The following is a 22594-nucleotide window of genomic DNA, read 5'->3' as shown; positions in this document are numbered from 1 at the left end:
CTGCGCCATGCTCCCAGGCTACAGTGGACTGCGATGAGCTCCCCGCACACTGCCCCGACCGCCGCCGCGGAGCCCGCTCCGCCGGGCCTGCACCGGGCCGTGACCGACTGGTTCGACGACGCCGCCCGGGACCTGCCGTGGCGGGACCCGTCCTGCTCCCCGTGGGGGGTCATGGTCAGCGAGTTCATGCTCCAGCAGACGCCCGTGGTGCGCGTGCTGCCCGTGTGGCGGGCGTGGATGCAGCGCTGGCCGCGGCCCGCGGACCTCGCGGCGGAGAGCACCGGGGAGGCCGTGCGCGCCTGGGGCCGGCTCGGCTATCCGCGGCGGGCCCTGCGGCTGCACGCGGCCGCCGTCGAGATCACCGAGCACCACGGGGGCCGGGTGCCGGCCGCGCACGAGCTGCTGCTGGCCCTGCCCGGAGTGGGCGCCTACACGGCCGCCGCGATCGCGGTCTTCGCCTTCGGCGACCGGCAGACCGTGGTGGACACGAACATCCGCCGCGTGCACGCCCGGGTGGTCACGGGGCGGGCCCTGCCCTCGCGGTCGCTGACCGCCGCCGAGCTCCGGCTCGCGGAGGAGCTGATGCCCGCCGACGACGCCCTGGCCGTGCGCTGGAACCAGGCCGTGATGGAGCTCGGCGCCCTCGTCTGCACGGCCCGCTCCCCCCGCTGCGAGCAGTGCCCGGTGCGGGACGCGTGCGCGTGGGTCGCCGCGGGCCGGCCCGAGCCCGTCGAGGCGCCCCGCGGCCAGGCCTGGCACGGCACGGACCGCCAGGTCCGCGGGGCGATCATGGCCGTGCTGCGGGCCGGGTCCGCGCCGGTGCCGGCAGTCTCCCTCACGGGTCCCGTGGACGTCGCCACGGGCGCGGGACTGGCGCCGGAGGCCCTGCGGGCCCTGGACGCCCTGCACGGGCTGGGCGCCCCGGAGGAGCAGCGCCGGCGCGCCCTGGACGGGCTGCTGCGGGACGGGCTGGCCGCCGCGGGACCGTCCGGGGTCAGTCTTCCGGGCTGAGCTGGAGCAGCATCCGGGTGTTGCCGAGGGTATTGGGCTTCACCCGGGCGAGGTCCAGGTACTCGGCGACGCCCTCGTCGTGCGAGCGCAGCAGCTCGGCGAACACGTCGGGGTGCACCTGGTTCTGGTTGGGCATGACCGCGAAGCCGTGCCGGCTGAAGAAGTCGACCTCGAAGGTCAGGCAGAACACGCGCGAGACCCCCACGGCGCGGGCCCGCTCGATCAGCCCGGCCAGCAGGGTGCGTCCCACCCCGCGGCCCCGCCACTCGTCGGAGGTCGCCAGGGTGCGGACCTCGCCCAGGTCCTCCCACATCACGTGCAGGGCGCCGCAGCCGACGAGACCGGCCTGCTCGTCCCCGACCGCCTCCACCACCAGGAACTCCTGGATGCCCTCGTAGTAGGCGACCGTGTCCTTGTTGATCAGCACCCCGGCGCGCGCCAGGGGGGCCACGAGGTCCTTGATGGCGGGGACGTCGGAGGTGCGGGCGGGTCGCAGGCGCAGGTCGGTCACGACCCCCAGTGTACGCTTGCGAACTCCGCCGGCCCGCCGGAGCCTCCCTCCGTGACCGTCCCCACTTGGGCGGACGCCGAGGGGCCCGCCGCGCGGTTGCGCGACGGGCCCCTCGGCGGACACCGGGCCGGCTCAGCCCTCGGAGCGGTTCTCACCGTCGCCGCGGGCGACGTCGACGTCCTCGAGGCCGCCCATCGGGTCGACCATGCCGTCGCCGGTGAGGTCGGACATCGGGGTGGAGGAGAAGGTCAGCTTCTCCGCGTCCCCCTCGCCCTCGGTGTCCACGAAGATCTTCTCCCCGGTGCTGATCTCCCCGAAGAGGATCTTCTCGGACAGCTGGTCCTCGATCTCCCGCTGCATGGTGCGGCGCAGCGGGCGGGCGCCCATGGACGGGTCGTAGCCCTTGCGGCTGACCCACCGCTTCGCGGCGTCGGAGAGCTCGATCGACATGCCCTGGTCGCGCAGCCGCTCCTGCAGCCGGGCCACGAACAGGTCCACGATCTGCACGATCTCGTTCTCGGTGAGCTGCGGGAAGACGATGATCTCGTCCACGCGGTTGAGGAACTCGGGCCGGAAGTGCTCCTTGAGCTCGTCCTGCACCTTCGCCTGCATGCGCTCGTAGTTGGACGCGGGGTCCACGCCGGTCTGGAAGCCGACCGGGACGGCACGGGAGATGTCCTTGGTGCCCAAGTTCGTGGTCATGATGATCACGGTGTTCTTGAAGTCCACCACCCGGCCCTGCGAGTCGGTCAGGCGACCGTCCTCGAGGATCTGCAGCAGCGAGTTGAACAGGTCCTGGTGCGCCTTCTCGACCTCGTCGAAGAGCACCACCGAGAACGGCTTGCGGCGCACCTTCTCGGTGAGCTGGCCGCCCTCCTCGTAGCCCACGTAGCCCGGAGGGGCGCCGAAGAGCCGGGAGACGGTGTGCTTCTCCTGGTACTCGGACATGTCCAGGGTGATGAGGGCGTCCTCGTCCCCGAACAGGAACTCCGCCAGCGCCTTCGCGAGCTCGGTCTTGCCGACGCCCGTGGGCCCGGCGAAGATGAACGACCCGCCCGGGCGCTTGGGGTCCTTCAGGCCCGCCCGGGTGCGGCGCATCGACCGGGAGAGCGCCTTGATGGCGTCGTCCTGGCCGATGATGCGCTTGTGCAGCTCGTCCTCCATGTGCAGGAGACGGCCCGTCTCCTCCTCGGTGAGCTTGTAGACGGGCACTCCCGTGGAGGCGGAGAGGACGTCGGAGATGACCTCGGGGGTCACCTCGGCGAGCTCGTCGCCGCCCTCGCGCCAGGCACGGTCCTTGTCGTCCCGCTCCGCGATGAGCTTCTGCTCCGTGTCGCGCAGCGAGGCGGCCTTCTCGTAGTCCTGACCGTCGATCGCGGCCTCCTTGAGCCGCTTGACCTCGACGATGCGGTCGTCGAGCTCCTTGATCTCCGGCGGGGCGGTCATCCGCTTGATGCGCAGGCGCGCACCGGCCTCGTCGATCAGGTCGATCGCCTTGTCCGGCAGGAACCGGTCGGAGACGTACCGGGCGGCCAGGTGCACCGCCGCCTCGAGGGCGTCGTCCGAGATCGAGACGCGGTGGTGCGCCTCGTACTTGTCGCGCAGGCCCTTGAGGATCTCCACGGCGTGCGCCTCGGAGGGCTCGTCCACCTGGATCGGCTGGAAGCGGCGCTCGAGAGCCGCGTCCTTCTCGATGTGCTTGCGGTACTCGTCGAGGGTCGTGGCGCCGATCGTCTGCAGCTCGCCCCGGGCCAGCATGGGCTTGAGGATCGAGGCGGCGTCGATCGCGCCCTCGGCCGCGCCGGCGCCCACGAGGGTGTGGATCTCGTCGATGAACAGGATGATGTCCCCGCGGGTGCGGATCTCCTTGAGCACCTTCTTGAGCCGCTCCTCGAAGTCGCCGCGGTAGCGGGAGCCCGCCACCAGGGACCCGAGGTCCAGGGTGTAGAGGTGCTTGTCCTTGAGCGTCTCCGGGACGTCGCCGCGCACGATGGCCTGGGCCAGGCCCTCGACCACCGCGGTCTTGCCCACGCCGGGCTCGCCGATCAGCACCGGGTTGTTCTTGGTGCGCCGGGAGAGGATCTGCATGACCCGCTCCATCTCGCGGAACCGCCCGATGACGGGGTCCAGCTTGCCCTCGCGGGCGGCCGCGGTGAGGTTGCGGCCGAACTGGTCCAGCACGGCCGAGCCCGCGGGCGTGCCCTCGGACTGGCCGGCCGAGCGCACGCCGGCGCCCTCCTTCTCGGGGGTGCCCCCGCCCTGGTAGCCGGAGATCAGCTCCAGCACGGTGGAGCGCACCTTCTGGGGCTCCGCGCCGAGCTTGGTCAGCACCTGCGCCGCCACGCCCTCGCCCGCGCGGATGATGCCCAGCAGGATGTGCTCGGTGCCGATGTAGTTGTGGCCGAGCTGGAGGGCCTCGCGCAGCGAGAGCTCGAGGACCTTCTTGGCCCGGGGGGTGAAGGGGATGTGCCCGGACGGGGCCTGCTGGCCCGGTCCGATGATGTCCTGGACCTGCTCGCGGGCGCCGGTGAGGGTGATGCCCATCGAGTCGAGCGCCTTGGCGGCCACTCCCTCGCCCTCGTGGATCAGCCCGAGCAGCAGGTGCTCGGTGCCGATGTAGTTGTGGTTGAGCATCCTGGCCTCTTCCTGGGCCAGCACCACGACCCGGCGGGCGCGGTCGGTGAAGCGTTCGAACATGGATACTCCTCAGTCGATGTCTGCACCCGATGCTACGCACCCGAGGGGGTGATCGGGGTGCTGTTCGCCACCGGCGAGAAGACCGGACGGCCGGGGCGCGGGCCGTCCCCGGAACAGCCCGGGGGAAATGCCGGTGTTCGCGTCCGCACCGGCAAAGGCGCAGGTCATCAAAAGAATGCCGGGGCATTTCGTGCCCGGGCCCCGCGGCGGCCGATAGGGGCACGGGCCCGGCGGAAGGAAAAGGGAAAGGAGGGACCGGCGGACCGGCCCCTCCTCTATTCCGCCGGACGCGGAACGCGCGCTCTTATTTGTGGGCGTCGTAGTACGCCTTCTGCACGTCCTGGTGAATACGGCCGCGGTCGGAGACCGGGTGGCCGTTCTCTCGGGCCCACTGCCGGATGGCGGCGGTGTCCGGATTGGACTTGCCGGTGGGCCGGGCCTGCTTGGACGTCTGCTTGCCCTGCTGGGCGCGCCGGGCCTTGGCGATGAAGGGCCGCACGGCGTCGCGCAGCTTGGCGGCGTTCTCCTCGGAGAGGTCGATCTCGTACTGCGCGCCGTCGAGGCCGAAGCGCACGGTCTCCTCCGCGGGCCCGCCGTCGAGGTCGTCCTCGAGAATGATCTGCACGGTCTGTGCCATAACTGGAACTCTCCTCCGCCTTTCGGCGCTCGTCTCTGCCCGGCCGCGCCGAGAGCGGCGCTTCCTGAGGCGGTGCTGATTCCCCCGTGTGATACCGGATGATCCTGATCGTGAATTCCGGAGAACTCCGACGGACCCGAACACCCGGCGTCGTCGAGTTTATCCTACAATTACCGGGCGGAATTCAACAGCACGAAAAGGCGGACAAACAGGGCGCCAATTCGAATTCATTCGAAAGACGGTGCGGCGGGGGCCGGGAGCTCAGCGCTCCGTCCGGCGGCCGCGGCGCGGGGAGTGGCCGAACGGCAGGTCCTCGCCGTCGCGCTGCTTGAGCTCCTCGTACCAGCGCTCGGCGTCCTCCTGCGAGCGGGACTCGACGGCGCGCTCCGTGCGGTCGCCGCGGAAGATCCAGCGGAGGATGAACCAGAAGATGATGCCGATGCTGATCGAGGGCAGCAGGACAGCGATGTATTCCATGGGTGCGATTCTCCCGGGGAGATCTGGGCGGAGGCTGGGGACGGCGAGGGGCCGCGGCACGGCCGCGGCCCGGGCTCAGTCCTGCTCGGGCTTCATGAGGGGGAACAGGATGGTCTCCCGGATCCCCAGGTCGGTGAAGAGCATGATGAGCCGGTCCAGGCCCAGGCCCAGGCCGCCCATGGGCGGGGCGCCGTGCTCGAGGGCGCGCAGGAAGTCCTCGTCCAGCCGCATGGCCTCGTCGTCGCCGGCCGCGGCCCGGTGGGACTGCTCGGTGAGCCGCTCGCGCTGGACCACGGGGTCGATCAGCTCGGAGAACGCCGTGCCGCGCTCCATCCCCCCGATGATCAGGTCCCACGCCTCGATCAGGCCGTGCTCGGAGCGGTGCTGGCGGGCGAGCGGCTGCGCCGAGGGCGGGTAGTCGCACACGAAGGTCGGCTGGACCAGGGTGGGCTCCACGATCTCGCCGAACAGCTCGAGCACGTACTTCTCCGCGTCCCACATCGGGCCGACGGGGACCTCGTGCTCCTCGGCGATCCGGTGCAGGGTCTCCACGGGGGTCTCCGGGGTGATCCGCTGCCCCACGGCCTCGGAGAGGGCGGGGTAGACGGACAGCCAGCGCCAGTCCCCGCGCAGGTCGATCGTGCCCTTGTCCGTCTCGATGGTGTCGACGCCCAGGGCGTCGGCGCACGCGAGGATGATCTCCTTGATCCGCTCGGCCATCGTGAACTGGTCGGCGTAGGCCTCGTAGGCCTCCAGGGTGGTGAACTCGGGGCTGTGCGAGGAGTCGACGCCCTCGTTGCGGAAGACCCGCCCGATCTCGAAGACCCGCTCGATCCCGCCGACCACGGCGCGCTTGAGGTAGAGCTCCGTGGCGATGCGCAGGGTCATGTCCTGGTCGAACGCGTTGAGGTGCGTCTCGAACGGCCGGGCCGTGGCCCCGCCGTGCACGAGCTGCAGGATCGGCGTCTCGATCTCCACGTAGCCGCGCTCCACCAGGACGTTGCGCACCGTCTGGATGATCCGCGCCCGCTGCACGACGACGTCGCGGGCCTCGGGCCGGACGATGAGGTCGAGGTAGCGCCGGCGCACCCGGGTCTCCTCGCTGAGCTCGTTGTGCAGCGTGGGCAGAGGCCGGAGCGCCTTGGACGCCATGGTCCAGGCGTCGGCCATCACGGAGAGCTCGCCGCGGCGGGAGGCGATCACCTCGCCGTGCACGGCGACGAAGTCGCCGAGGTCCACGAGGGACTTCCACTCGCCCAGGGACTCCTCCCCCACCTTCGCCAGGGAGAGCATCACCTGCAGGCGGGTGCCGTCCCCCTCCTGGAGGGTGGCGAAGCACAGCTTGCCGGTGTTGCGCACGAAGACCACGCGCCCGGCCACGCCGACGAACTGCCCGGTCTCCTCGCCGGGCTCGAGGTGGCCGTGGGCCTCCCGCACCTCGGCGAGGGTGTGCGTGCGCTCCACGCCCACGGGGTAGGCCTCCCGGCCCGACTCGAGGAGCCGGGCGCGCTTGGCGAGGCGGAACTGCATCTGGTCCGAGAGCTCGGCCTGCTCGGCCTCTGCCTGGGCGGTCGGGGAGGTGTTCTGCGCGTTGGTCACAGTTGTCCAGGATAACGGGGAGGGTCAAATCCCGGCCGGGGCCCTCACAGCACGAGGTTGTCGATCAGCCGGGTGCCGCCCACGTGGGCGGCCACGAGGGCAAGGGCGCCGGGCGCCGGCTCGACCGGCGCCAGGGTGCGGGGGTCGACGACGACGAGGTAGTCGAGCCGGACCCCGTCCTCGGCGGCGATCCGCCGCCGGGCGGCCTCGAGCTCCAGCTCCCCGGCGGCGAGCGCCCGCAGGGTGCGCGGGAGCACGAGCGCGGAGCGGCGCTGCGCGGCGTCGAGGTAGCGGTTGCGGGAGGACAGGGCCAGCCCGTCCTCGTCGCGCACGATGGGCACGGGCCGGACGGTGACGGGCAGGTCGAAGTCGGCGACCATCCGGCGCACGAGGAGCAGCTGCTGGGCGTCCTTCTCCCCGAAGTACGCCCGGAACGCGGCCGGCCCGGGCGGGGCGGTGATGTTGAGCAGCTTGTTGACCACGGTCAGGGCGCCGTCGAAGTGGCCGGGGCGGCTCGCGCCGTCGAGCACGGCGCCGAGCCGGCCGGAGGTGACGCGCACGAGGGGCTCCCCGTCCGGGTACATCTCCGCCGTCGACGGGGCGAAGACGAGGTCGGCGCCGAACCGGCCGAGCAGCTCGACGTCGGCCTCGAGGGTGCGCGGATAGCGCTCGAAGTCCTCGTCGGGGCCGAACTGCAGCGGGTTCACGAAGACCGAGACCGCGACCACGGTGTTCTCCTGCCGGGCGAGGCGCACCAGGTGGCCGTGCCCCTCGTGCAGGGCGCCCATGGTGGGCACGAGGCCCAGGGACGCCCGCTCACCGGGCGCCCCGTCCCGGGCCGCGCCGAGCCGGTCGGCCAGCGCGGCCCGGAACTCCTCGATGCCCCGGCAGACGCGGGGGACGCCGGTGGGGGCGCCGGTGGGGTCGCTCACAGGGTGTCCTCTCCGTCGGTGCCGCGGGTGCCGTCGGTGCCGTCGGTGTCCCGGGTGAGCTCGAGGGCGGCGAGCACGGCGTCGTAGCGCGGGCGGTCGAGCAGGCCGCGGTCCAGGGCACGGCGGGCGGTGACGCGGGCGAGGTCCAGGTAGGCGAGCAGGACGTCGTCGCTCCCGTGGCCGTGGGCGTACTCGTCGAGGGCGTCCCGGTGGGCGGCCACGGTCCCGGCGTCGCCGCGGGCCACGGGTCCTGTGAGCGCGGACTCCCCCGCGGCCAGGGCGTTGTCCAAGGTCGCGCGCAGCAGGGGCCCCACCATCCGGTCGGGGCGCTCGACGCCGATGTCGCGGAGCACCTGCATGGACTGTCCGGCGACGGTCATCAGGTGGTTGGCGCCGTGGGCGAGGGCCGCGTGGTAGAGCGGGCGGTCGGCCTCCGCGACGACCACCGGCTCGGCGCCCATCTCGACCACCAGCGCCTGGGCGATGGGCAGCACCGGTCCCGGGGCCGTGATCCCGAACGAACAGTCGCTCAGCCGGGCAAGGTCCAGGCTCATGCCCGTGAAGGTCATGGCCGGGTGGATCGCGAGCGGGATCGCCCCGAGCCGGCGGGCCGGGTCCAGGACGCGGGTGCCCCAGCGGCCCGCGGTGTGCACCACGAGCTGCCCGGCCTGCCACAGCCCGGCGTCGGCGAGGCCCTGCACGAGCCCGGGCAGCTCGTCGTCGGGCACGGCGAGCAGCACGAGCTCGGCGCGCTCGAGCACGGACGGGACCTCAAGGACGGGCACGCCGGGCAGGAGGGCCTCGGCGCGGTCCCGGCTGGCCTCGGAGACGGCGTTGACGCCGACGACGGCGTGGCCGGCGGCGCGCAGCGCGGCGCCCAGGACGGCGCCCACCTTCCCGGCGCTGACGACCCCGACCCCGAGGCGTCCCGGGCGGTCGGACGGGTGGCTCATGGTCTCTCCTGGCGGGGGGTGTGGGGGTGGCTCGGGCCGTCGGCCAGTCTACGGGCCCCGGCCGCGTGCACCGCCTGGGCCGCGGCGAGCGCCCGGGCGTCCCCGGCGTCGAGATGCGGGACCATGACGCTCACGGGCCCCGGCGTGGAGTGCAGCTGGACGTCGGCGAGCCCCAGGGCCCGCTCGAGCGGGCCCTGGCTCACGGCCACCGACTGGGTCTTCTCGTGCGGCAGCACGGCGGTGCGCCGGCTCAGCCGCCCGGACCGGACCGCGAGGACGTCCTCGGTCGCGGCGAAGCCGGTCCGGCGGTGCACGAGGGGGTCGAGCCACCGGGCCCGGCGCGGAGAGGTGGTGAACCGGCCCTGCGCGCCCAGGCCGTGCAGGCCCTCCCGCAGCAGCGCGGCGAGGTCACCGTCCCGGGCGCCGGGCAGCGCGAGGTGCAGGACCTGGTGCACCTGGGGCAGGGTGCCGACGGGCAGCAGGGTCGAGCGCATGGCGTCGCCCTCCCCCGCCGCGGGCCCGTAGCCGGCCACGTTGACCCGCACCCGGTACCAGCCGAAGGGCCGCCAGAGCAGCGGCTGGTCCACGCCCACCGCCTGGATCCGCCCCGCCGGGACGGTCTGGGAGCGGACGCTGAACAGGCCGTAGCGCACGCGCATGCCCTCGGGGACGCGCAGCAGCCGGAAGTGGTAGCCCTGCTCGACCCGGCGGTAGGAGACCGCACCGAAGCTGATCAGCCCGGGCAGCCAGGCGGCGAGCATCGCCGGGGCGGCACGGGCGTCCACCAGCAGGGCGGCCGGTGCGGCGGCCAGCAGCACGGCCAGGGCGACCGACGAGCCCGAGGCGAGCACGGAGCCGATCAGCCGCGGCACCGGCACGCCGAGCACCGGGCGCTCCTGGTCCCCGGTGACCGCCCAGGGGGCCGGTCGCCGCGCGGGCAGGCCGGGCGCCGCACCGGGTGCCGGGGCGGCGGGGTCCTGGCCCGGGGCGGCCAGGCCGAGCCGGCCCAGCAGCTCCCCGCGCAGCACGCGCGCCTGGGGGTGGGTGAGGTAGGACAGGGACACCGCGGACTGCCCGGCGTCGGCCACCTCGAACTTCAGCTCCGCCAGCCCCAGCAGCCGGGGCAGGAACGGGCGGTGGATGTCGATGGCCTGCACCCGGTCCAGCCGCGCCTGGCGCTCCTGCCGGAAGAGCACCCCGGAGCGGATCCGCACGTGCTCCGGGGTCACCTGGTAGCGGGTGAACCACCAGGAGACCAGCACGGCCGCGGCGAACACGAGGAGCACGACCGCCACGAGCCCGGCCAGCACCCACCAGAAGACGGCGCCCATCCGGGCCGGGTCGAAGTCCTGGGGCGGCACGGCGTCCCCGCGGCCGAGGAAGGCGTTGAGGAAGTCGTCGAGGAGGATGTTGACGAAGGCGCCCGCGATCACGACCATCGCGAGCCACCCCTTGACCACCGGGGTCAGCGGGTGGACACGGTGCCACTGCGGGGCCGGCGCGGGGGCGGGGGCAGCGCTCACAGGCCCGCCAGGAGGGCCTCGCCGCGCGCGGTGAGCCGCTCGCGCAGCCGGGACGCCTCGGCGTGCTCCACCCCCGGGATCTCGGCGTGGCTGCCCACGGCGGCGGTGTGCAGCTTCACGGTGGCCAGGCCGAAGCTGCGCTGCAGCGGGGAGACCGACACGTCCACGTACTGCATCCGGCCGTAGGGGATCACCGTGACCCGCTGGTAGAGCAGGCCGCGCCGCACGAGCAGGTCCTCGCCGCGCTCGGCGTAGCCGATCGCCCGGACCCGCCGCGGGGCCAGGAGCACGGAGAGCAGCCCGGCCGCCAGGACGGCCGCGGGCGGCAGCAGCAGCAGGCCCAGGGGGGCGCCGGACCACACGCCCGTGGCCGCCAGCACCGCCGGCCAGCCGAGGGCGGCGAGCCAGAAGAGGGTGCTGAGGAGGGTGGAGAGCACCACCACGGAGAGGTGCTTGGGCGAGACCCGGGTCCAGGCCAGGCCCTCGGGGTCGATCGCGGGGTTGCTCAGGGGCACCCGGTCACCGGGCGTCCCCGCCACGGGGCCGCCGACGGGCCCGTGGGCGGATCTCTCGGGCATAACCACCTTCTCCCTCGGGAAGCTCCTTCTGCCGCCCCCTACGGTACTCGGCGCCCTCCTCCGCGTCGGGATCGTCCGGCGGCAGCTTGCAGAAGCCCTCCACGATCCAGCCCACCACCACGAGCACGAGCCCGGCCCCGGCGTGCACCAGGCTGGCCCACAGCGGGCCCTGCTCGGAGCGCACGGTCACCAGCGCGAGCTGCTCGACGGCCACGGCGGCGTGCCAGCCGGTCAGCATCGCCCCCGCCCAGGCCACCGCCTGCGCGCCGGCCGCGGTGCGGGCGGCCACGAGCGGGTCGAAACGCTCCGGGCGCGCTCCGTCCTGGTGCCGCTTGACCCGCACGCCCAGCACCAGCAGGGCCGCGGCCACGGCGGCGAGGGCCGCGAGCGAGGCCCACGGCAGGATCAGCAGCGGCCCGCCCGCGCCCGTGGACAGCCGGTTGGCGGTCCAGCCGACGGCACCGGCGGCGGCGGCGCACATCAGCAGCGCCGGGACCGTGAGCACGTGCACGGCGGCTCCCCCTCAGTCCCCGTCCCCGCCGGGAGCGGGGTCCTCGGGCAGCAGGGGGATCGTGTCCGGCCCCAGGCCGCCGAGGTCCTCCGCCCGGCGGGCCAGCTCGGCGACGCTGCGCCCCTCGAGCGTCGCGCCGGGGTCCATGAGGGCCCAGGGCACGAGCACGAACGCGCGGGTGCCGGCGCGCAGGTGGGGCACGGTGAGGTCCGGCTCGTCCAGGCGCAGGTCCCCGTAGACCACGATGTCGACGTCGAGGGTGCGCGGGCCCCAGCGCTGCGTCCGGGTCCGGTGGTGGCGCTCCTCCACCTCCTGGCACGCCCGCAGCAGCCCGAAGGGGCTCAGCTCGGTCTCCACCTCGACGACCGCGTTCAGGTAGTCCCCCTGGCCGGCCGGTCCGCCGACCGGCCGGGAGCGCACGATGGGCGAGGCGCGGACCAGCGTGATCCGCGGGTGGGCGGCCAGCTCGAGGGCGGCGCCGCGGAGGGTGGCCTCCCGGTCGCCGAGGTTGGCGCCGAGGGCGAGGACGGCCCGGGTGCCCACCTCAGCGCTCCCGGTAGATCGTGACGGAGACGTCGGAGAACGTCACCTCGATGGGCGCCTTGGGCTTGTGCACGGTGACCTCCACCGCGTCGAGCGGGAAGCGGGCGAGCAGCCGCCGGGCGACCTGGTCGGCGAGGGTCTCGAGCAGGTTGACGCTGGGGCCGATGACGATGTCCCGCACCTCCTCGGCGACCTCGCCGTAGTGGGCGGTCAGGGCGACGTCGTCCGAGGCCCCCGCCGCGGCCAGGTCCAGGTACATGACGAGGTCCACGAAGAAGGGCTGGCCGCTGCGCTTCTCCTGGTCGAAGACGCCGTGGTAGCCCACCGCGCCGATGCCCAGGAGGTTGATCCGGTCCCGGCGGTCGGGGGCCCTGGTGGTGGACACCGGGACGTGCTGGCGGCCGGCCCGGTCCCCGGCGCGCATCCGGGCGGCGTCCGCGTCCTCGCGCGGCACGCGGTTCACCGGTCCGCTCCGGAGGACGCCGGCAGCACGCCGGCGTCGGCGGCGGGGCGCAGCAGGGCCGGCTCCACGCCGCGCCAGGCGTGCGCGGCGGCCACGGCGTCGGCGCTCGGGCGCACGGCGTGGACGCGCACGCACCACGCGCCCGCGTGGGCGGACAGCGCGCTGATCGCGGCCGTCGCCGCGTCCCGCCCGGCCGCGGGGCGCGGTGCGCCGTCCTGCTCGAGCAGGGTGCCGAGGAAACGCTTGCGGGACGCCGCCACGAGCACCTTGTGGCCGGTGGCCGTGAAGCGCGGCAGCGCCCGGAGCAGCTCCCAGTTCTGCGCCCCGCGCTTGTCGAAGCCCAGCCCGGGGTCCAGGACCAGCTTCTCGGGGGCCAGGCCGGCGGCCAGGCAGCGCTCCGTCAGCGCCTCGAGCTCCCCGAGCACCTCCCCGGCCACGTCGTGGTAGACGGCCCGGGAGTCCTGCACGTCGGGCAGGCCGCGGGCGTGCATGAGGACGTAGGGGGCCTGCCGCTCGGCGACCAGGTCGATCATGTCCTGGCTCGCGCGCAGCCCCGAGACGTCGTTGACGATGTGCGCCCCGGCGTCCAGGACGGCCTCGGCGGTCCCGGCGTGGAGGGTGTCGACGCTGAGCACCGCGCCCGCGGCGGCGAGGGCCTCGACCACGGGCAGGATCCGGCGCCGCTCCTCGGCGGGGTCGATCCGCTCGGAGCCGGGCCGGGTGGACTCGCCCCCGACGTCGACGATGTCGGCGCCCTCGGCGAGCATGCGCAGCCCGTGCGCGATCGCGGCCTCGTGCCCGGCGTGCTCGCCGCCGTCGCTGAAGGAGTCGGGGGTGACGTTGAGGATGCCCATGACCAGCGTGCGCCCGATGGGCAGGTTCTCGAAGGAGCCCCAGCCGGAGGGCCGGTGCGCGGGGTCGGTGCGGAGGGGGGTCGTCATGTGCTCAGCGCCCCAGGATGAGGCTCATCGCCTCGGCGCGGGTGGCGGGCTCGCGCAGCTGTCCGCGCACGGCCGAGGTGACGGTCTTGGCGCCCGGCTTGCGCACCCCGCGCATGGACATGCACAGGTGCTCGCACTCGAGCACCACGATCACCCCGGCCGGCTGGAGGTGCTCCACGATCGCCTCCACCACCTGGGTGGTCAGCCGCTCCTGGACCTGGGGCCGGCGGGCGAAGAGGTCCACGAGGCGGGCGAGCTTGCTCAGGCCGGTGACCATCCCGTCGTGGCCGGGGATGTAGCCCACGTGGGCGTGCCCGTGGAACGGGACGAGGTGGTGCTCGCAGGTCGAGTAGAAGGGGATGTCCTTGACGAGGACCATCTCGGAGTGGCCGATGTCGAAGTTCGTCCCGAGGATCTCGGCGGGGTCCTGGTGCAGGCCCGCGAACATCTCCGCGTACGCCCGCGCCACGCGCCCCGGGGTGCCCTGCAGGCCGTCCCGGTCCGGGTCCTCGCCGATCGCCAGCAGCAGCTCGCGCACGGCCGCCGCGACGCGCGGCTGGTCGACCGCCCCGGCGCCGGCCTCCAGCGCGGGGGCGGGGTCGGGGTACGGCGGGTCGAACGCCTCCGCGCGCAGGTCGTGCGCGCTCGTCTGCTTCGTGCGGGCCTCGTGGGGCAACGCGCCCTCCTTCGGGATCTGCCGGTGCGGCGGGGTCTGCCGGACGGGACGGGAGTCGGCGGACGCGACCGGCTGTCGCTCCATCCTAGGCCCGACTCAGTCCGTGCCGGCCCCCGGGGCGCGCTCCGCGGAGGGTCCGGTGGTGCTCGAGGAGCCCGCCCCCTCCCCCGGGGGCACCGAGTGCCCGCGCTCCGGGACCTCGAGGGGGTGCTCCGGCTTCGCGGCGGCCGCCTGGTCCTGCGGGGCCAGGGTCGCGGGGTCCTGGGCGTGCAGCCGCCGGGCCTCCTCGCGCTCGGCCTGCGTGACCACGGGCGGGTCCTCGGAGAGCGGCCGGGTGTCCTTGGACAGCCACACGGGCCGCAGGTCCCGCTTGCGGATGTCGTGGAAGAGGTCCGCGATCTGCGCCTCGTTGAGCGTCTCCTTCTCGAGCAGCTCGAGGGCGAGCCGGTCGAGGACGGGACGGTTGTCCATGAGGATCGCGTGCGCCTCGTCGTGGGCCTGGTCCAGCAGGGCCCGCACCTCCTCGTCGACGATCGCGGCGGTGCGCTCGGAGTACTCCCGGCCCGAGCCGGCGGCGTCCCGGCCGAGGAACGGCTCGGAGCTGTCCCCGCCCAGCTTGATCGAGCCCACACGGGCGCTCATGCCGTACTGGGTGACCATCTTGCGGGCCGTGTCGGTGGCCTTCTGGATGTCGTTGGACGCGCCGGTGGACGGGTCCCGGAACACGATCTCCTCCGCCGCGCGCCCGCCCATGGCGTAGGCCATCTGGTCGAGCAGCTCGTTGCGGGTGGTCGAGTACTTGTCGTCCATGGGCATGACCATGGTGTAGCCCAGGGCCCGGCCGCGGGGCAGGATGGTGATCTTCGTGACCGGGTCCGTGTTGCGCAGGGCCGCGGCCACGAGCGCGTGCCCGCCCTCGTGGTAGGCGGTGACCTTGCGCTCGAGCTCCTTCATGATCCGGCTGCGCTTCTGCGGACCGGCGATGACCCGGTCGATCGCCTCGTCCACGGCGCGGTCGTCGATGAGCTGGGCGTGGGAGCGGGCCGTCAGCAGCGCGGCCTCGTTCATCACGTTGGCGAGCTCGGCGCCCGTGAAGCCGGGGGTGCGCTTGGCCACGGCGGCGAGGTCCACGTTGTCCGCGAGCGGCTTGCCCTGCGAGTGCACCCGGAGGATCTGCAGGCGGCCCTTCATGTCGGGGGCCTCCACGCCGATCTGGCGGTCGAAGCGGCCCGGGCGCAGCAGCGCCGGGTCCAGGACGTCGGGGCGGTTGGTCGCGGCGATCAGGATGACGTTGGTGGTGGCGTCGAAGCCGTCCATCTCGACGAGCAGCTGGTTGAGGGTCTGCTCGCGCTCATCGTTGCCGCCGCCCATGCCCGCGCCGCGCTGGCGGCCCACGGCGTCGATCTCGTCCACGAAGATGATGGCCGGCGCGTTCTCCTTGGCCTGCTGGAACAGGTCTCGGACCCGGGAGGCGCCCACGCCCACGAACATCTCGACGAAGTCGGAGCCGGAGATCGAGAAGAAGGGCACGCCGGCCTCGCCGGCCACCGCCCGCGCGAGCAGGGTCTTGCCGGTGCCGGGAGGGCCGTAGAGCAGCACGCCCTTGGGCACCTTCGCGCCGAGGGCGGTGAAGCGCTCCCGCTCCACCAGGAACTGCTTGATCTCGTCGAGCTCCTGCACGGCCTCGTCCGCGCCGGCGACGTCGGCGAAGGTCACCGTGGGGTTGTCCTTGTCGAACATCTTGGCCCGCGAGCGGCCGAAGCGCATGACCTGGGACCCGCCCCCCTGCATCCGGGAGAACACGAACCAGAAGATGGCGAGGATGATCAGGAACGGCAGCATGAAGCCGAGGAGGCTGGTGAACCAGTTCGACTCGACGGGCTGGTCCGTGAACCCCTGGAGGTCCGCCGCGTTCATCGCGTCGACGACCTCTTCCCCGCGCGGGGTGACGTAGTAGAACTCCACGCTGCGCCCGAGGTCGCGGCCGTCGAGGGAGAGGTCCTCCTCCAACTGGAGCTCGACCTTCTGCTGGCCGTCGTAGATCTTCGCCTCGGCGACCTGGCCCTCGCGGAGCAGCTGCAGGCCGACGTTGGTGTCCACGCGCCCGGAGGAGCCCGTGGTGAGCGTGCCCACCAGGGGGAAGAGGATCAGAGCGGCCAGCAGGACCCAGAACCAGGGTCCTCTGAAGAAGTTGTTGGGTTTTTTCGCCGTGGCCAAGCCGCTGATCCTCCCGTGGATGGTTGTCCGGGCCCCCTCGAGCCCGTGCCCGCCCAGGGCCGGAGGTCCAGGGGACGCAGACCTACAATGTACAGCCCGGACTCGGGGTCGGGCCCCGGACGGGCCGGGAGTTCCCTGTCAGCGGACACCCGGCCCGGGAACCGCCGCGGCGCACGCCCGCCCGGGGCGCCGGCTCACTCGTAGACGTGCGGCGCCAGGGTCGCGATGCAGTCGAGGTTGCGGTACTTCTCGGCGTAGTCGAGCCCGTAGCCCACCACGAACTCGTTGGGAATGTCCCAGCCCACGTACTTGACGTCGATGGAGGTCTTCGCGGCCTCGGGCTTGCGCAGCAGGGCGCAGATCTCCACCGAGGCCGTGCCGCGGGACTCGAGGTTGGCGCGCAGCCAGGACAGGGTCAGGCCCGAGTCGATGATGTCCTCCACGATGAGCACGTCCCGCCCCGTGAGGTCCGTGTCCAGGTCCTTCAGGATGCGGACCACGCCCGAGGACTTGGTCCCGGAGCCGTAGGAGGACACGGCCATCCAGTCCATGGGGTACTGGCCCTGGAGCGCCCGGCACAGGTCGGCCATGACCATCACCGCACCCTTGAGCACGCCCACGAGCAGGACGTCCCGGCCCCGGTAGTCGGCGTCCACGGCGGCCGCCAGCTCGGCGATCCTCGTGTCGATGTCTTCCTTGCTGTACAGGACCTCGGTGAGATCCCCCTGGACGTCCTCAGCCTTCACGGCGCTCCTCGGGTGATGCGGATGCGGGTCGGGTGGCGCTCGCGGGCCGCGGGCGGACGAGCTCCAGGTGCCCCGGGCCACGGGTGCCCGCCGTCGGGCGGCGGCGCCACACCGACACCTTACCCGCCATCTGCACGGGCCCCGCGGCCCCGTGCCCGGCGGCGAACTCGTCCAGCGCGCCGAGCCGCTCGTAGGCCGGGGTCTGTCCGCCGGCGGCGACCACGGCCGCCGATAGGGCGCGGCGGCGCAGCGCGGGGTGCGCGGCCCGCACCGTGGCGAGGTCGAGGGCCAGGGAGCCGGGCAGCTCCGGGGCGGCGGCGCGGGCGCGCTCGAGCAGCTCCCCCGCGGCGCCGTCGAGGTAGTCCGCGTCGGGGCCGAGGATCGCGGCGGACCGGGCCAGGGCACGGGCCAGACCGGGGCCGAGCTCGTCCTCCAGCAGCGGGAGCACGCGGTGGCGGACCCGGGAGCGCATCAGGGTGGTGTCCTGGTTCGTGGGGTCGTGCCAGGGCTCGAGCTGCTCGGCGGCGCAGATCTCCAGGGTCTGCGCGCGGGAGAGGTCGAGGAACGGGCGGAGGTAGGTGACGCCGTCGAGCTCGCGCACGGGGGGCATCCCGGCCAGCGAGCGGGTGCCGGAGCCGCGGGCGAGGCCCAGCAGGACGGACTCCGCCTGGTCGTCCAGGGTGTGCCCGAGCAGCACGGCGTCGGCGCCCGTGCGCCCCACGACCTCCGCGATGCCCGCGTAGCGGGCGGTGCGGGCCGCCATCTCGGGGCCGCCCGCGTCCCGGCGCACGGTCACGGCCGTGACGACGACGGGCGCCAGCCCGGTCTGCTCAAGCGTGCGGGCGGCGCGGGCCGCGACCGCCGCGGAGTCCTCCTGGAGGCCGTGGTCGACCACCACGGCGCCCACGCGCAGCGTGCCGCGCCGGGCGAAGTGGGCCGCGGCGGCGGCCAGCGCGAGGGAGTCGGGGCCGCCGCTGCAGGCCACCAGCACGAGCGGGGGCTCCGCGGAGGTCCGGGGGACGTGCTGCCGGACGGAGTCGAGCACATGGCGCCGCCCCGCGGCGACGTCCGGGGACAGTCGGCCGCGGCGGGCGAACTGGGTCACCGGCGGGCGTCCTCGCGGTCGCTCGCGGCCTGCTGGTTCTGCGACTCCCGCACGGCCAGGCGCACGACCTTGGCGAGGGTCGGGGCGGTCTCGCCGAGCAGGTCCAGGGCGGCCTCGAGCTCCTGCCGCGGGACCACGTGGGCGAGGGCCGCCACGGCGTTGGTCTCGCTGTGGATGCCGGCCTGGATCTGCGTGGTCGACAGCACGGGCTGCGAGGCCTCGACCGCGGCGAGGACCTCCTCGATGTCCGGGGTGCCGATGCGCTGCTCCAGCATCACCAGGCGCTCGTAGACCGCCGGGTTGCCGATCTTGATCCGGCGGCCGCTGTTGAGCTGCGACAGCATGGGGGCGGAGAGGCCGAGGACCTCGGCCAGTCGCCGCTGCGTGATGCCGTAGGCCTGGACGACCGTGCCGAAGCGCTCCGACAGGGGCTGGCCGTACAGCTTGACCTGCTGTTCGATATTCTCTGTGCTCACGTAAAGATTTTGTCACACAAAGGTGATCCGACCTACCGCGTGTCGCGCCGTGACCGAGGTCTCCGAGGCGGGACGCCCCACCCCTAATGTGTATGAATCTGCATGTCAAACGGGGGTGCGTGGTGTCTACCACATTCCCGGCGGCTCCGGGGCGGGGAGGGGCCGGCGCGGCGGTGCGCCCGGGCCCAGCACGCGCTCGATCCAGCGCTCCGGGGCGTGGATCTCGGCCTCCGTGGGCAGGTGCTCCGGGGCCTCCCAGATCCGGTTGAACGACTCCAGCCCCACGGTCCCCACCACGGTCGTGACGAACCGCTGGCCGTCGCTGTACTGGCGCATCTTCGCGTCCATCCCGAGCAGGCGCCGGACGAAGCGGTCGAGGCTGCCCTGGAGCTCGGAGCGCCGCTCGAAGCGCCGCCGGATCGTCTTCACGGAGGGCACCACGGAGGCGTCCACCCCGTCCATCACGAAGTTCGCGTGCCCCTCGAGCAGGCTCATCACGGCGGTGAGGTGGGAGAGCACCTCCCGCTCCCGCCGCCCCATGAGCAGGCCCACCACGCCGAGGGAGGCCCGGGGCTCCTCCGCCCCCGCGCCGCGCCCGGGCAGGGCGCGGACCGCCTCCGTGAGCCGCGCCCCGAGGGTCTCGGCGTGCCCCATGAGGGAGTCGGCGAGCTCGTTGATCTGCTCGATCATGTGCTCGCGCAGCCACGGGGCCGCGGCGAACTGGACGCGGTGGGTCTGCTCGTGCAGGCAGACCCACAGCCGGAAGTCCTCCGGCTCGACGTTGAGCTCCCGCTCGACCGTGAGGATGTTGGGCGCGACGAGCATCAGCCGTCCGCCGGGGTGCCGCTGCGCGGCCACGGCGGAGACCAGCCCGGCGTACGGGTCGTACTGGCCCAGGACCTTCGCGGAGAGGAACCCGAGCACCGCCGCCATCTCCATGGCGGTGGCCGTGCCGCCGAGGGCGGTGGCGGCCGCGCCGAACTGCTCCGGGCGGCGCCGGCGCAGGGCCTCGACCGCCGGCTCCATGAGCACCTCGAAGGCCTGGGCGTTGGCCTTCGACCACCCGGCGCGGTCCACGACCAGCACGGTGGAGTCCCGCAGGTCCCGCGCCGCCTCGAGCCCGGTGATCCGGTGGACGTGGTCCACGGACGCCTCGGCGTGGCGGCGCATGGAGGCCACCGCCGCCTGCATGGCCCGGGCGGACATCCTCGGCCCCGGCGGCGTGAGCCGGGCGGCGGCTGAGGCCGCGAGGTCCCACCGGACGATCCCGGGCGCGTCCGTCTCCGGCGGTCGTTGTGCTGCGCTCATGGCCTCATGCAACCACACGCGCCTGGGAGCGCCCGGCGCGGGCCGTCACAGGAGGGCCAGGGCCGCCACCGCGCGGTCCACGGCGTCCCGGGCGGCGGCGGGGTCGGCGACCTCGTTGAGCACCACGGAGAACGTCAGCAGCCGCCCCCCGTCCGTGCTGACGTGCCCGCTGAGGGCGACCACGGAGTTCAGCGTGCCCGTCTTCGCCCGCGCCAGGCCTCGCCCGGGGCGCTCGGCGTCGTCGTCGAACCGGCCGGCGAGGGTCCCGCTGCCGCCGGCCACCGGGAGCGCCCGGGCGCCGGGGGTCAGCACCCCCGTGGGGTCGGTGACCATGGCCCGCACGACCTGCTCGAGCGCGCGGGCGGGGATGCGGTTGCGCAGGGACATCCCGGACGCGTCGGAGAGCACGGCGCCCGGCGCCGGGACGCCGTGCGCCTCGAGCGCCGCGGCCGCGGCGGCACGGCCGCCGGCGATGCTCGCGGGCCGGTCCGCGGCCCGGGCCGCGAGCCGCGAGAGGACCTCGGCGAGGTGGTTGTCGGAGTCCTGCAGCATGAGCTCGGCCTGCTCGGCGAGGGTCGCGGACTCGACGGCGGCCAGCTCGGCCGCACCCTCGGGCGCCCGGTCGGGCGCGACCGCGGGGACGGAGGGCGCCCCGCCCCCGGGGAGCCGGGCCGCGAGCTCGGCCGCGAAGACCTCGGCGACGTCCTGCGCCGCGTCCACGGGCCGCTCCGCCGACGGGCCCTCCCCCGCGGGCACGCGGTGGGACCAGAACGCCATGGGCGCCACCGGCCCGATCTGCCCCGCCGCGACGTCCCCCGAGGCCCAGTCCTCGTTGACGTCCGGTCCGGCGAACAGGCTCGCGTCCCACCGCACGGCGGTGGGCCCGGCCGCCCCGCGCTCGGCGAGCGCCTCGGCCGTCTCCTGCGCCAGGGTCCGGATCCCGGCCCGGCCCAGCACGGCGTCCGGGTCGGAGCCGCCCGGGCTCAGCAGGGTGTCCCCGCCGGCCACCAGCACCACCGTGCCCGGCTCCGGCCCCTCGACCACCGTGGTGCGCAGGCGCCGGCCGGGATCGGCGTGGGTGAGCAGGGACAGCGCCGTGACGAGCTTCTGGTTGGAGGCCGGGACCAGGGGCGCGTCCGCGTCCCGCTCGAGCAGCGGCTCCCCGGTGAGGGCGTCGGCCACGAGGACGGAGCGCCGTCCGGCGGTGCCGGCGAGCACGGGCTCCACCGCCGCGGCCACCTCGGCGGCGCCGGGCACGGGGGCGGCCGGGTCGGGGGGAACGGCCCCGGCGGGGGCGGGCGCCTCCGCGGGGAGGACGCGGGCCGCCGGGAGGTCGTCCCCGCCCAGGCCCAGCGCGGGGGCCCAGTGGGGGTGCAGCCAGCCCGCCACGCCCACGCAGCCGGCGGCGAGCAGCGCCGTCAGGGCGCGGTGACCGGGGCCCGGACGGGCCCGCGGCCGCCGTCGCCCGGCGGGGGGACCGTGGCGTCGGGGACTGCTCATGCCCCCATTGTGGCCCGGTCCGCGGCGCCGCGGCGGCTCCGGCGCCGGCCCCGGAGCGGCGCCGCGGCGGGCCGGGCGCGGCCCCGTGGCGGGCCGGACGGTTACCGCCGCCCGCGGGGCCGCCGCTATCGTGGGTCTCGGATCTGCCCCACCCCGCCCAGGGTGGTGCGGCCGCGCTCGGCCGCTGTCAGCCCTTTCCGGCCCTTCCGGGCCCATCCAGCACGAGGAGAAGCACCATGGAGTTGGACGTCACCATCGAGATCCCCCGGGGATCGCGCGTCAAGTACGAGATCGACCACGAGACCGGCCGCCTCCGCCTGGACCGCGTCCTGTTCACGTCGATGCAGTACCCCGCGCACTACGGCTACTTCGAGGACAGCCTGGGCGAGGACGGCGACCCCCTGGACGCCCTCGTGCTCCTGGACTTCGAGATCGTCCCGGGCGTGCTCGTGGAGTCGCGCCCCATCGCCGTGTTCAACATGAACGACGAGGCCGGCGGGGACGCGAAGATCCTGTGCGTGTCCACGGACAAGCGCTACGACCACATCCAGGGTCTCGACGACATCGACGAGTACAAGCTCAAGGAGATCCAGCACTTCTTCGAGCGCTACAAGGACCTCGAGCCCAACAAGTGGGTCAAGGGCGAGGGCTGGGAGGGCCGGGAGACCGCCGAGCGCCTCGTCGAGGAGGCCCGCGAGCGCTTCGAGCAGTCCCACTACGACTCGGCCGCCGAGGCCGAGGAGAAGGCCCCGTCCACCGACTGAGCGGACGGGCACGCGCGGGGGCCGGGGACCGGAGGGTCCCCGGCCCCCGCGCGTCCGGGGCCCCGGGCCCGACCCGGGTCGGCGCGTGACGTGCGCCCTACAGGGATTCCATGAATTTCGTTATATTGGGATCGGCCGGCTCAGCCGGCCCGACGGCCCCAGGATGCATCCCCCCATCGGCATCCGGGCCGCCGACCGGGATCGAGGTCGCCGGAGCGCACCCGCGAGGTGCCCGGTGGCGGCGGGGGTCCCCCCACCCGCGCCGCATCCCATCGATCTCTCCCGGTCCATCCCGGCGGGCCGGTCACCGGCCCCCGGGAGTCGGCCGGCAGGTCCGAGGACCTGCCGGCCGATCCCCGTCCTGCGCTGCCGGTCCCGCCCTCCTTGTGACGTCCGGTCCCTGTGGTTCGATGGACGCGGACCCGG

Annotated in this window: 22 protein-coding genes; 2 read left to right on the top strand and 20 right to left on the bottom strand. The window is 74.1% G+C overall.

Annotation, left to right across the window (positions count from 1 at the left end; translation table 11 throughout):
• Nucleotides 1-33 precede the first annotated feature (33 nt).
• Entirely contained in the window at nucleotides 34-1011 is a 978-nt protein-coding gene (locus tag ACP7CD_RS15620; protein ID WP_109222217.1) for an A/G-specific adenine glycosylase, read from the top strand.
• On the opposite strand, the gene ACP7CD_RS15615 is transcribed toward ACP7CD_RS15620, so the two are convergent.
• The 20 genes from ACP7CD_RS15615 to dacB all read right to left on the bottom strand — a co-directional run bounded on the left by ACP7CD_RS15615 (nucleotide 995) and on the right by dacB (nucleotide 21404).
• Nucleotides 995-1522, bottom strand: coding sequence for an amino-acid N-acetyltransferase (locus tag ACP7CD_RS15615; protein WP_035926048.1), 528 nt, complete (start codon nucleotides 1520-1522; stop codon nucleotides 995-997). The genes ACP7CD_RS15620 and ACP7CD_RS15615 overlap by 17 nt on opposite strands.
• Before the next feature lie 132 nt (nucleotides 1523-1654).
• Nucleotides 1655-4219 carry an ATP-dependent Clp protease ATP-binding subunit gene (locus tag ACP7CD_RS15610; protein ID WP_035926045.1) on the bottom strand — a complete coding sequence of 855 codons (2565 nt, stop codon included), beginning with the start codon at nucleotides 4217-4219 and terminating at the stop codon, nucleotides 1655-1657.
• A gap of 304 nt (nucleotides 4220-4523) precedes the next feature.
• Entirely contained in the window at nucleotides 4524-4856 is a 333-nt protein-coding gene (locus ACP7CD_RS15605) for a histone-like nucleoid-structuring protein Lsr2 (protein WP_017832025.1), read from the bottom strand.
• Nucleotides 4857-5117: 261 nt separating this feature from the next.
• A complete protein-coding gene (locus ACP7CD_RS15600) occupies nucleotides 5118-5333 on the bottom strand; it encodes a hypothetical protein (RefSeq protein ID WP_017832026.1) in 216 nt (71 codons plus the stop codon).
• Nucleotides 5334-5408: 75 nt separating this feature from the next.
• Nucleotides 5409-6932 (bottom strand): lysine--tRNA ligase, encoded by a 1524-nt coding sequence (lysS, locus tag ACP7CD_RS15595; RefSeq protein ID WP_109243854.1) that lies wholly within the window; start codon nucleotides 6930-6932, stop codon nucleotides 5409-5411.
• 44 nt (nucleotides 6933-6976) lie between these two features.
• Complete coding sequence (gene panC / locus ACP7CD_RS15590; protein ID WP_109243855.1) at nucleotides 6977-7864, bottom strand: pantoate--beta-alanine ligase; 888 nt, start codon at nucleotides 7862-7864, stop codon at nucleotides 6977-6979.
• Nucleotides 7861-8817, bottom strand: a complete 957-nt coding sequence (locus tag ACP7CD_RS15585) for a Rossmann-like and DUF2520 domain-containing protein (protein WP_095650871.1) — start codon at nucleotides 8815-8817, stop codon at nucleotides 7861-7863. The genes panC and ACP7CD_RS15585 overlap by 4 nt, the downstream gene beginning before the upstream one ends.
• A complete protein-coding gene (locus tag ACP7CD_RS15580) occupies nucleotides 8814-10340 on the bottom strand; it encodes a PH domain-containing protein (protein WP_126346520.1) in 1527 nt (508 codons plus the stop codon). The genes ACP7CD_RS15585 and ACP7CD_RS15580 overlap by 4 nt, the downstream gene beginning before the upstream one ends.
• Nucleotides 10337-10849 (bottom strand): PH domain-containing protein, encoded by a 513-nt coding sequence (locus ACP7CD_RS15575; RefSeq protein ID WP_031282261.1) that lies wholly within the window; start codon nucleotides 10847-10849, stop codon nucleotides 10337-10339. Before ACP7CD_RS15575 ends, ACP7CD_RS15580 begins: the two co-directional genes overlap by 4 nt.
• 10 nt (nucleotides 10850-10859) lie before the next feature.
• Nucleotides 10860-11429 carry a DUF3180 domain-containing protein gene (locus ACP7CD_RS15570; RefSeq protein WP_052132870.1) on the bottom strand — a complete coding sequence of 190 codons (570 nt, stop codon included), beginning with the start codon at nucleotides 11427-11429 and terminating at the stop codon, nucleotides 10860-10862.
• Nucleotides 11430-11441: 12 nt separating this feature from the next.
• Nucleotides 11442-11972: a 2-amino-4-hydroxy-6-hydroxymethyldihydropteridine diphosphokinase gene (gene folK, locus ACP7CD_RS15565; protein WP_017832033.1), complete on the bottom strand. Its 531-nt coding sequence runs from the start codon at nucleotides 11970-11972 to the stop codon at nucleotides 11442-11444.
• A gap of 1 nt (nucleotide 11973) precedes the next feature.
• On the bottom strand, nucleotides 11974-12435 hold the full coding sequence (folB, locus tag ACP7CD_RS15560; RefSeq protein WP_017832034.1) for a dihydroneopterin aldolase: 462 nt from the start codon (nucleotides 12433-12435) through the stop codon (nucleotides 11974-11976).
• Nucleotides 12432-13376 carry a dihydropteroate synthase gene (folP, locus tag ACP7CD_RS15555; RefSeq protein WP_426120589.1) on the bottom strand — a complete coding sequence of 315 codons (945 nt, stop codon included), beginning with the start codon at nucleotides 13374-13376 and terminating at the stop codon, nucleotides 12432-12434. The genes folB and folP overlap by 4 nt, the downstream gene beginning before the upstream one ends.
• A gap of 4 nt (nucleotides 13377-13380) precedes the next feature.
• Nucleotides 13381-14136: a GTP cyclohydrolase I FolE gene (folE, locus tag ACP7CD_RS15550; protein ID WP_426120588.1), complete on the bottom strand. Its 756-nt coding sequence runs from the start codon at nucleotides 14134-14136 to the stop codon at nucleotides 13381-13383.
• A gap of 12 nt (nucleotides 14137-14148) precedes the next feature.
• A complete protein-coding gene (gene ftsH / locus ACP7CD_RS15545) occupies nucleotides 14149-16269 on the bottom strand; it encodes an ATP-dependent zinc metalloprotease FtsH (protein WP_035926025.1) in 2121 nt (706 codons plus the stop codon).
• Nucleotides 16270-16463: 194 nt separating this feature from the next.
• Nucleotides 16464-17015: a hypoxanthine phosphoribosyltransferase gene (gene hpt, locus ACP7CD_RS15540; protein WP_017832038.1), complete on the bottom strand. Its 552-nt coding sequence runs from the start codon at nucleotides 17013-17015 to the stop codon at nucleotides 16464-16466.
• On the bottom strand, nucleotides 17005-18120 hold the full coding sequence (gene tilS, locus ACP7CD_RS15535; protein WP_284562711.1) for a tRNA lysidine(34) synthetase TilS: 1116 nt from the start codon (nucleotides 18118-18120) through the stop codon (nucleotides 17005-17007). Before tilS ends, hpt begins: the two co-directional genes overlap by 11 nt.
• Complete coding sequence (locus tag ACP7CD_RS15530) at nucleotides 18117-18596, bottom strand: hypothetical protein (protein WP_035926022.1); 480 nt, start codon at nucleotides 18594-18596, stop codon at nucleotides 18117-18119. Before ACP7CD_RS15530 ends, tilS begins: the two co-directional genes overlap by 4 nt.
• 126 nt (nucleotides 18597-18722) lie before the next feature.
• Nucleotides 18723-19904, bottom strand: coding sequence for a zinc-dependent metalloprotease (locus ACP7CD_RS15525; protein WP_176337922.1), 1182 nt, complete (start codon nucleotides 19902-19904; stop codon nucleotides 18723-18725).
• Nucleotides 19905-19949: 45 nt separating this feature from the next.
• Nucleotides 19950-21404, bottom strand: coding sequence for a D-alanyl-D-alanine carboxypeptidase/D-alanyl-D-alanine endopeptidase (gene dacB / locus ACP7CD_RS15520; protein ID WP_426120587.1), 1455 nt, complete (start codon nucleotides 21402-21404; stop codon nucleotides 19950-19952).
• 236 nt (nucleotides 21405-21640) lie between these two features.
• On the opposite strand from dacB, the gene ACP7CD_RS15515 reads away from it, so the two are divergent.
• Complete coding sequence (locus ACP7CD_RS15515; RefSeq protein ID WP_017832043.1) at nucleotides 21641-22168, top strand: inorganic diphosphatase; 528 nt, start codon at nucleotides 21641-21643, stop codon at nucleotides 22166-22168.
• Nucleotides 22169-22594: the final 426 nt, after the last annotated feature.

The sequence above is a fragment of the Kocuria sp. LHG3120 genome (assembly GCF_049897445.1).
GTDB classification, from domain to species: domain Bacteria; phylum Actinomycetota; class Actinomycetes; order Actinomycetales; family Micrococcaceae; genus Kocuria; species Kocuria rosea.
Note: the sequence above shows the minus strand (reverse complement) of the source record. Positions and strands in the feature narration are given on the sequence as shown.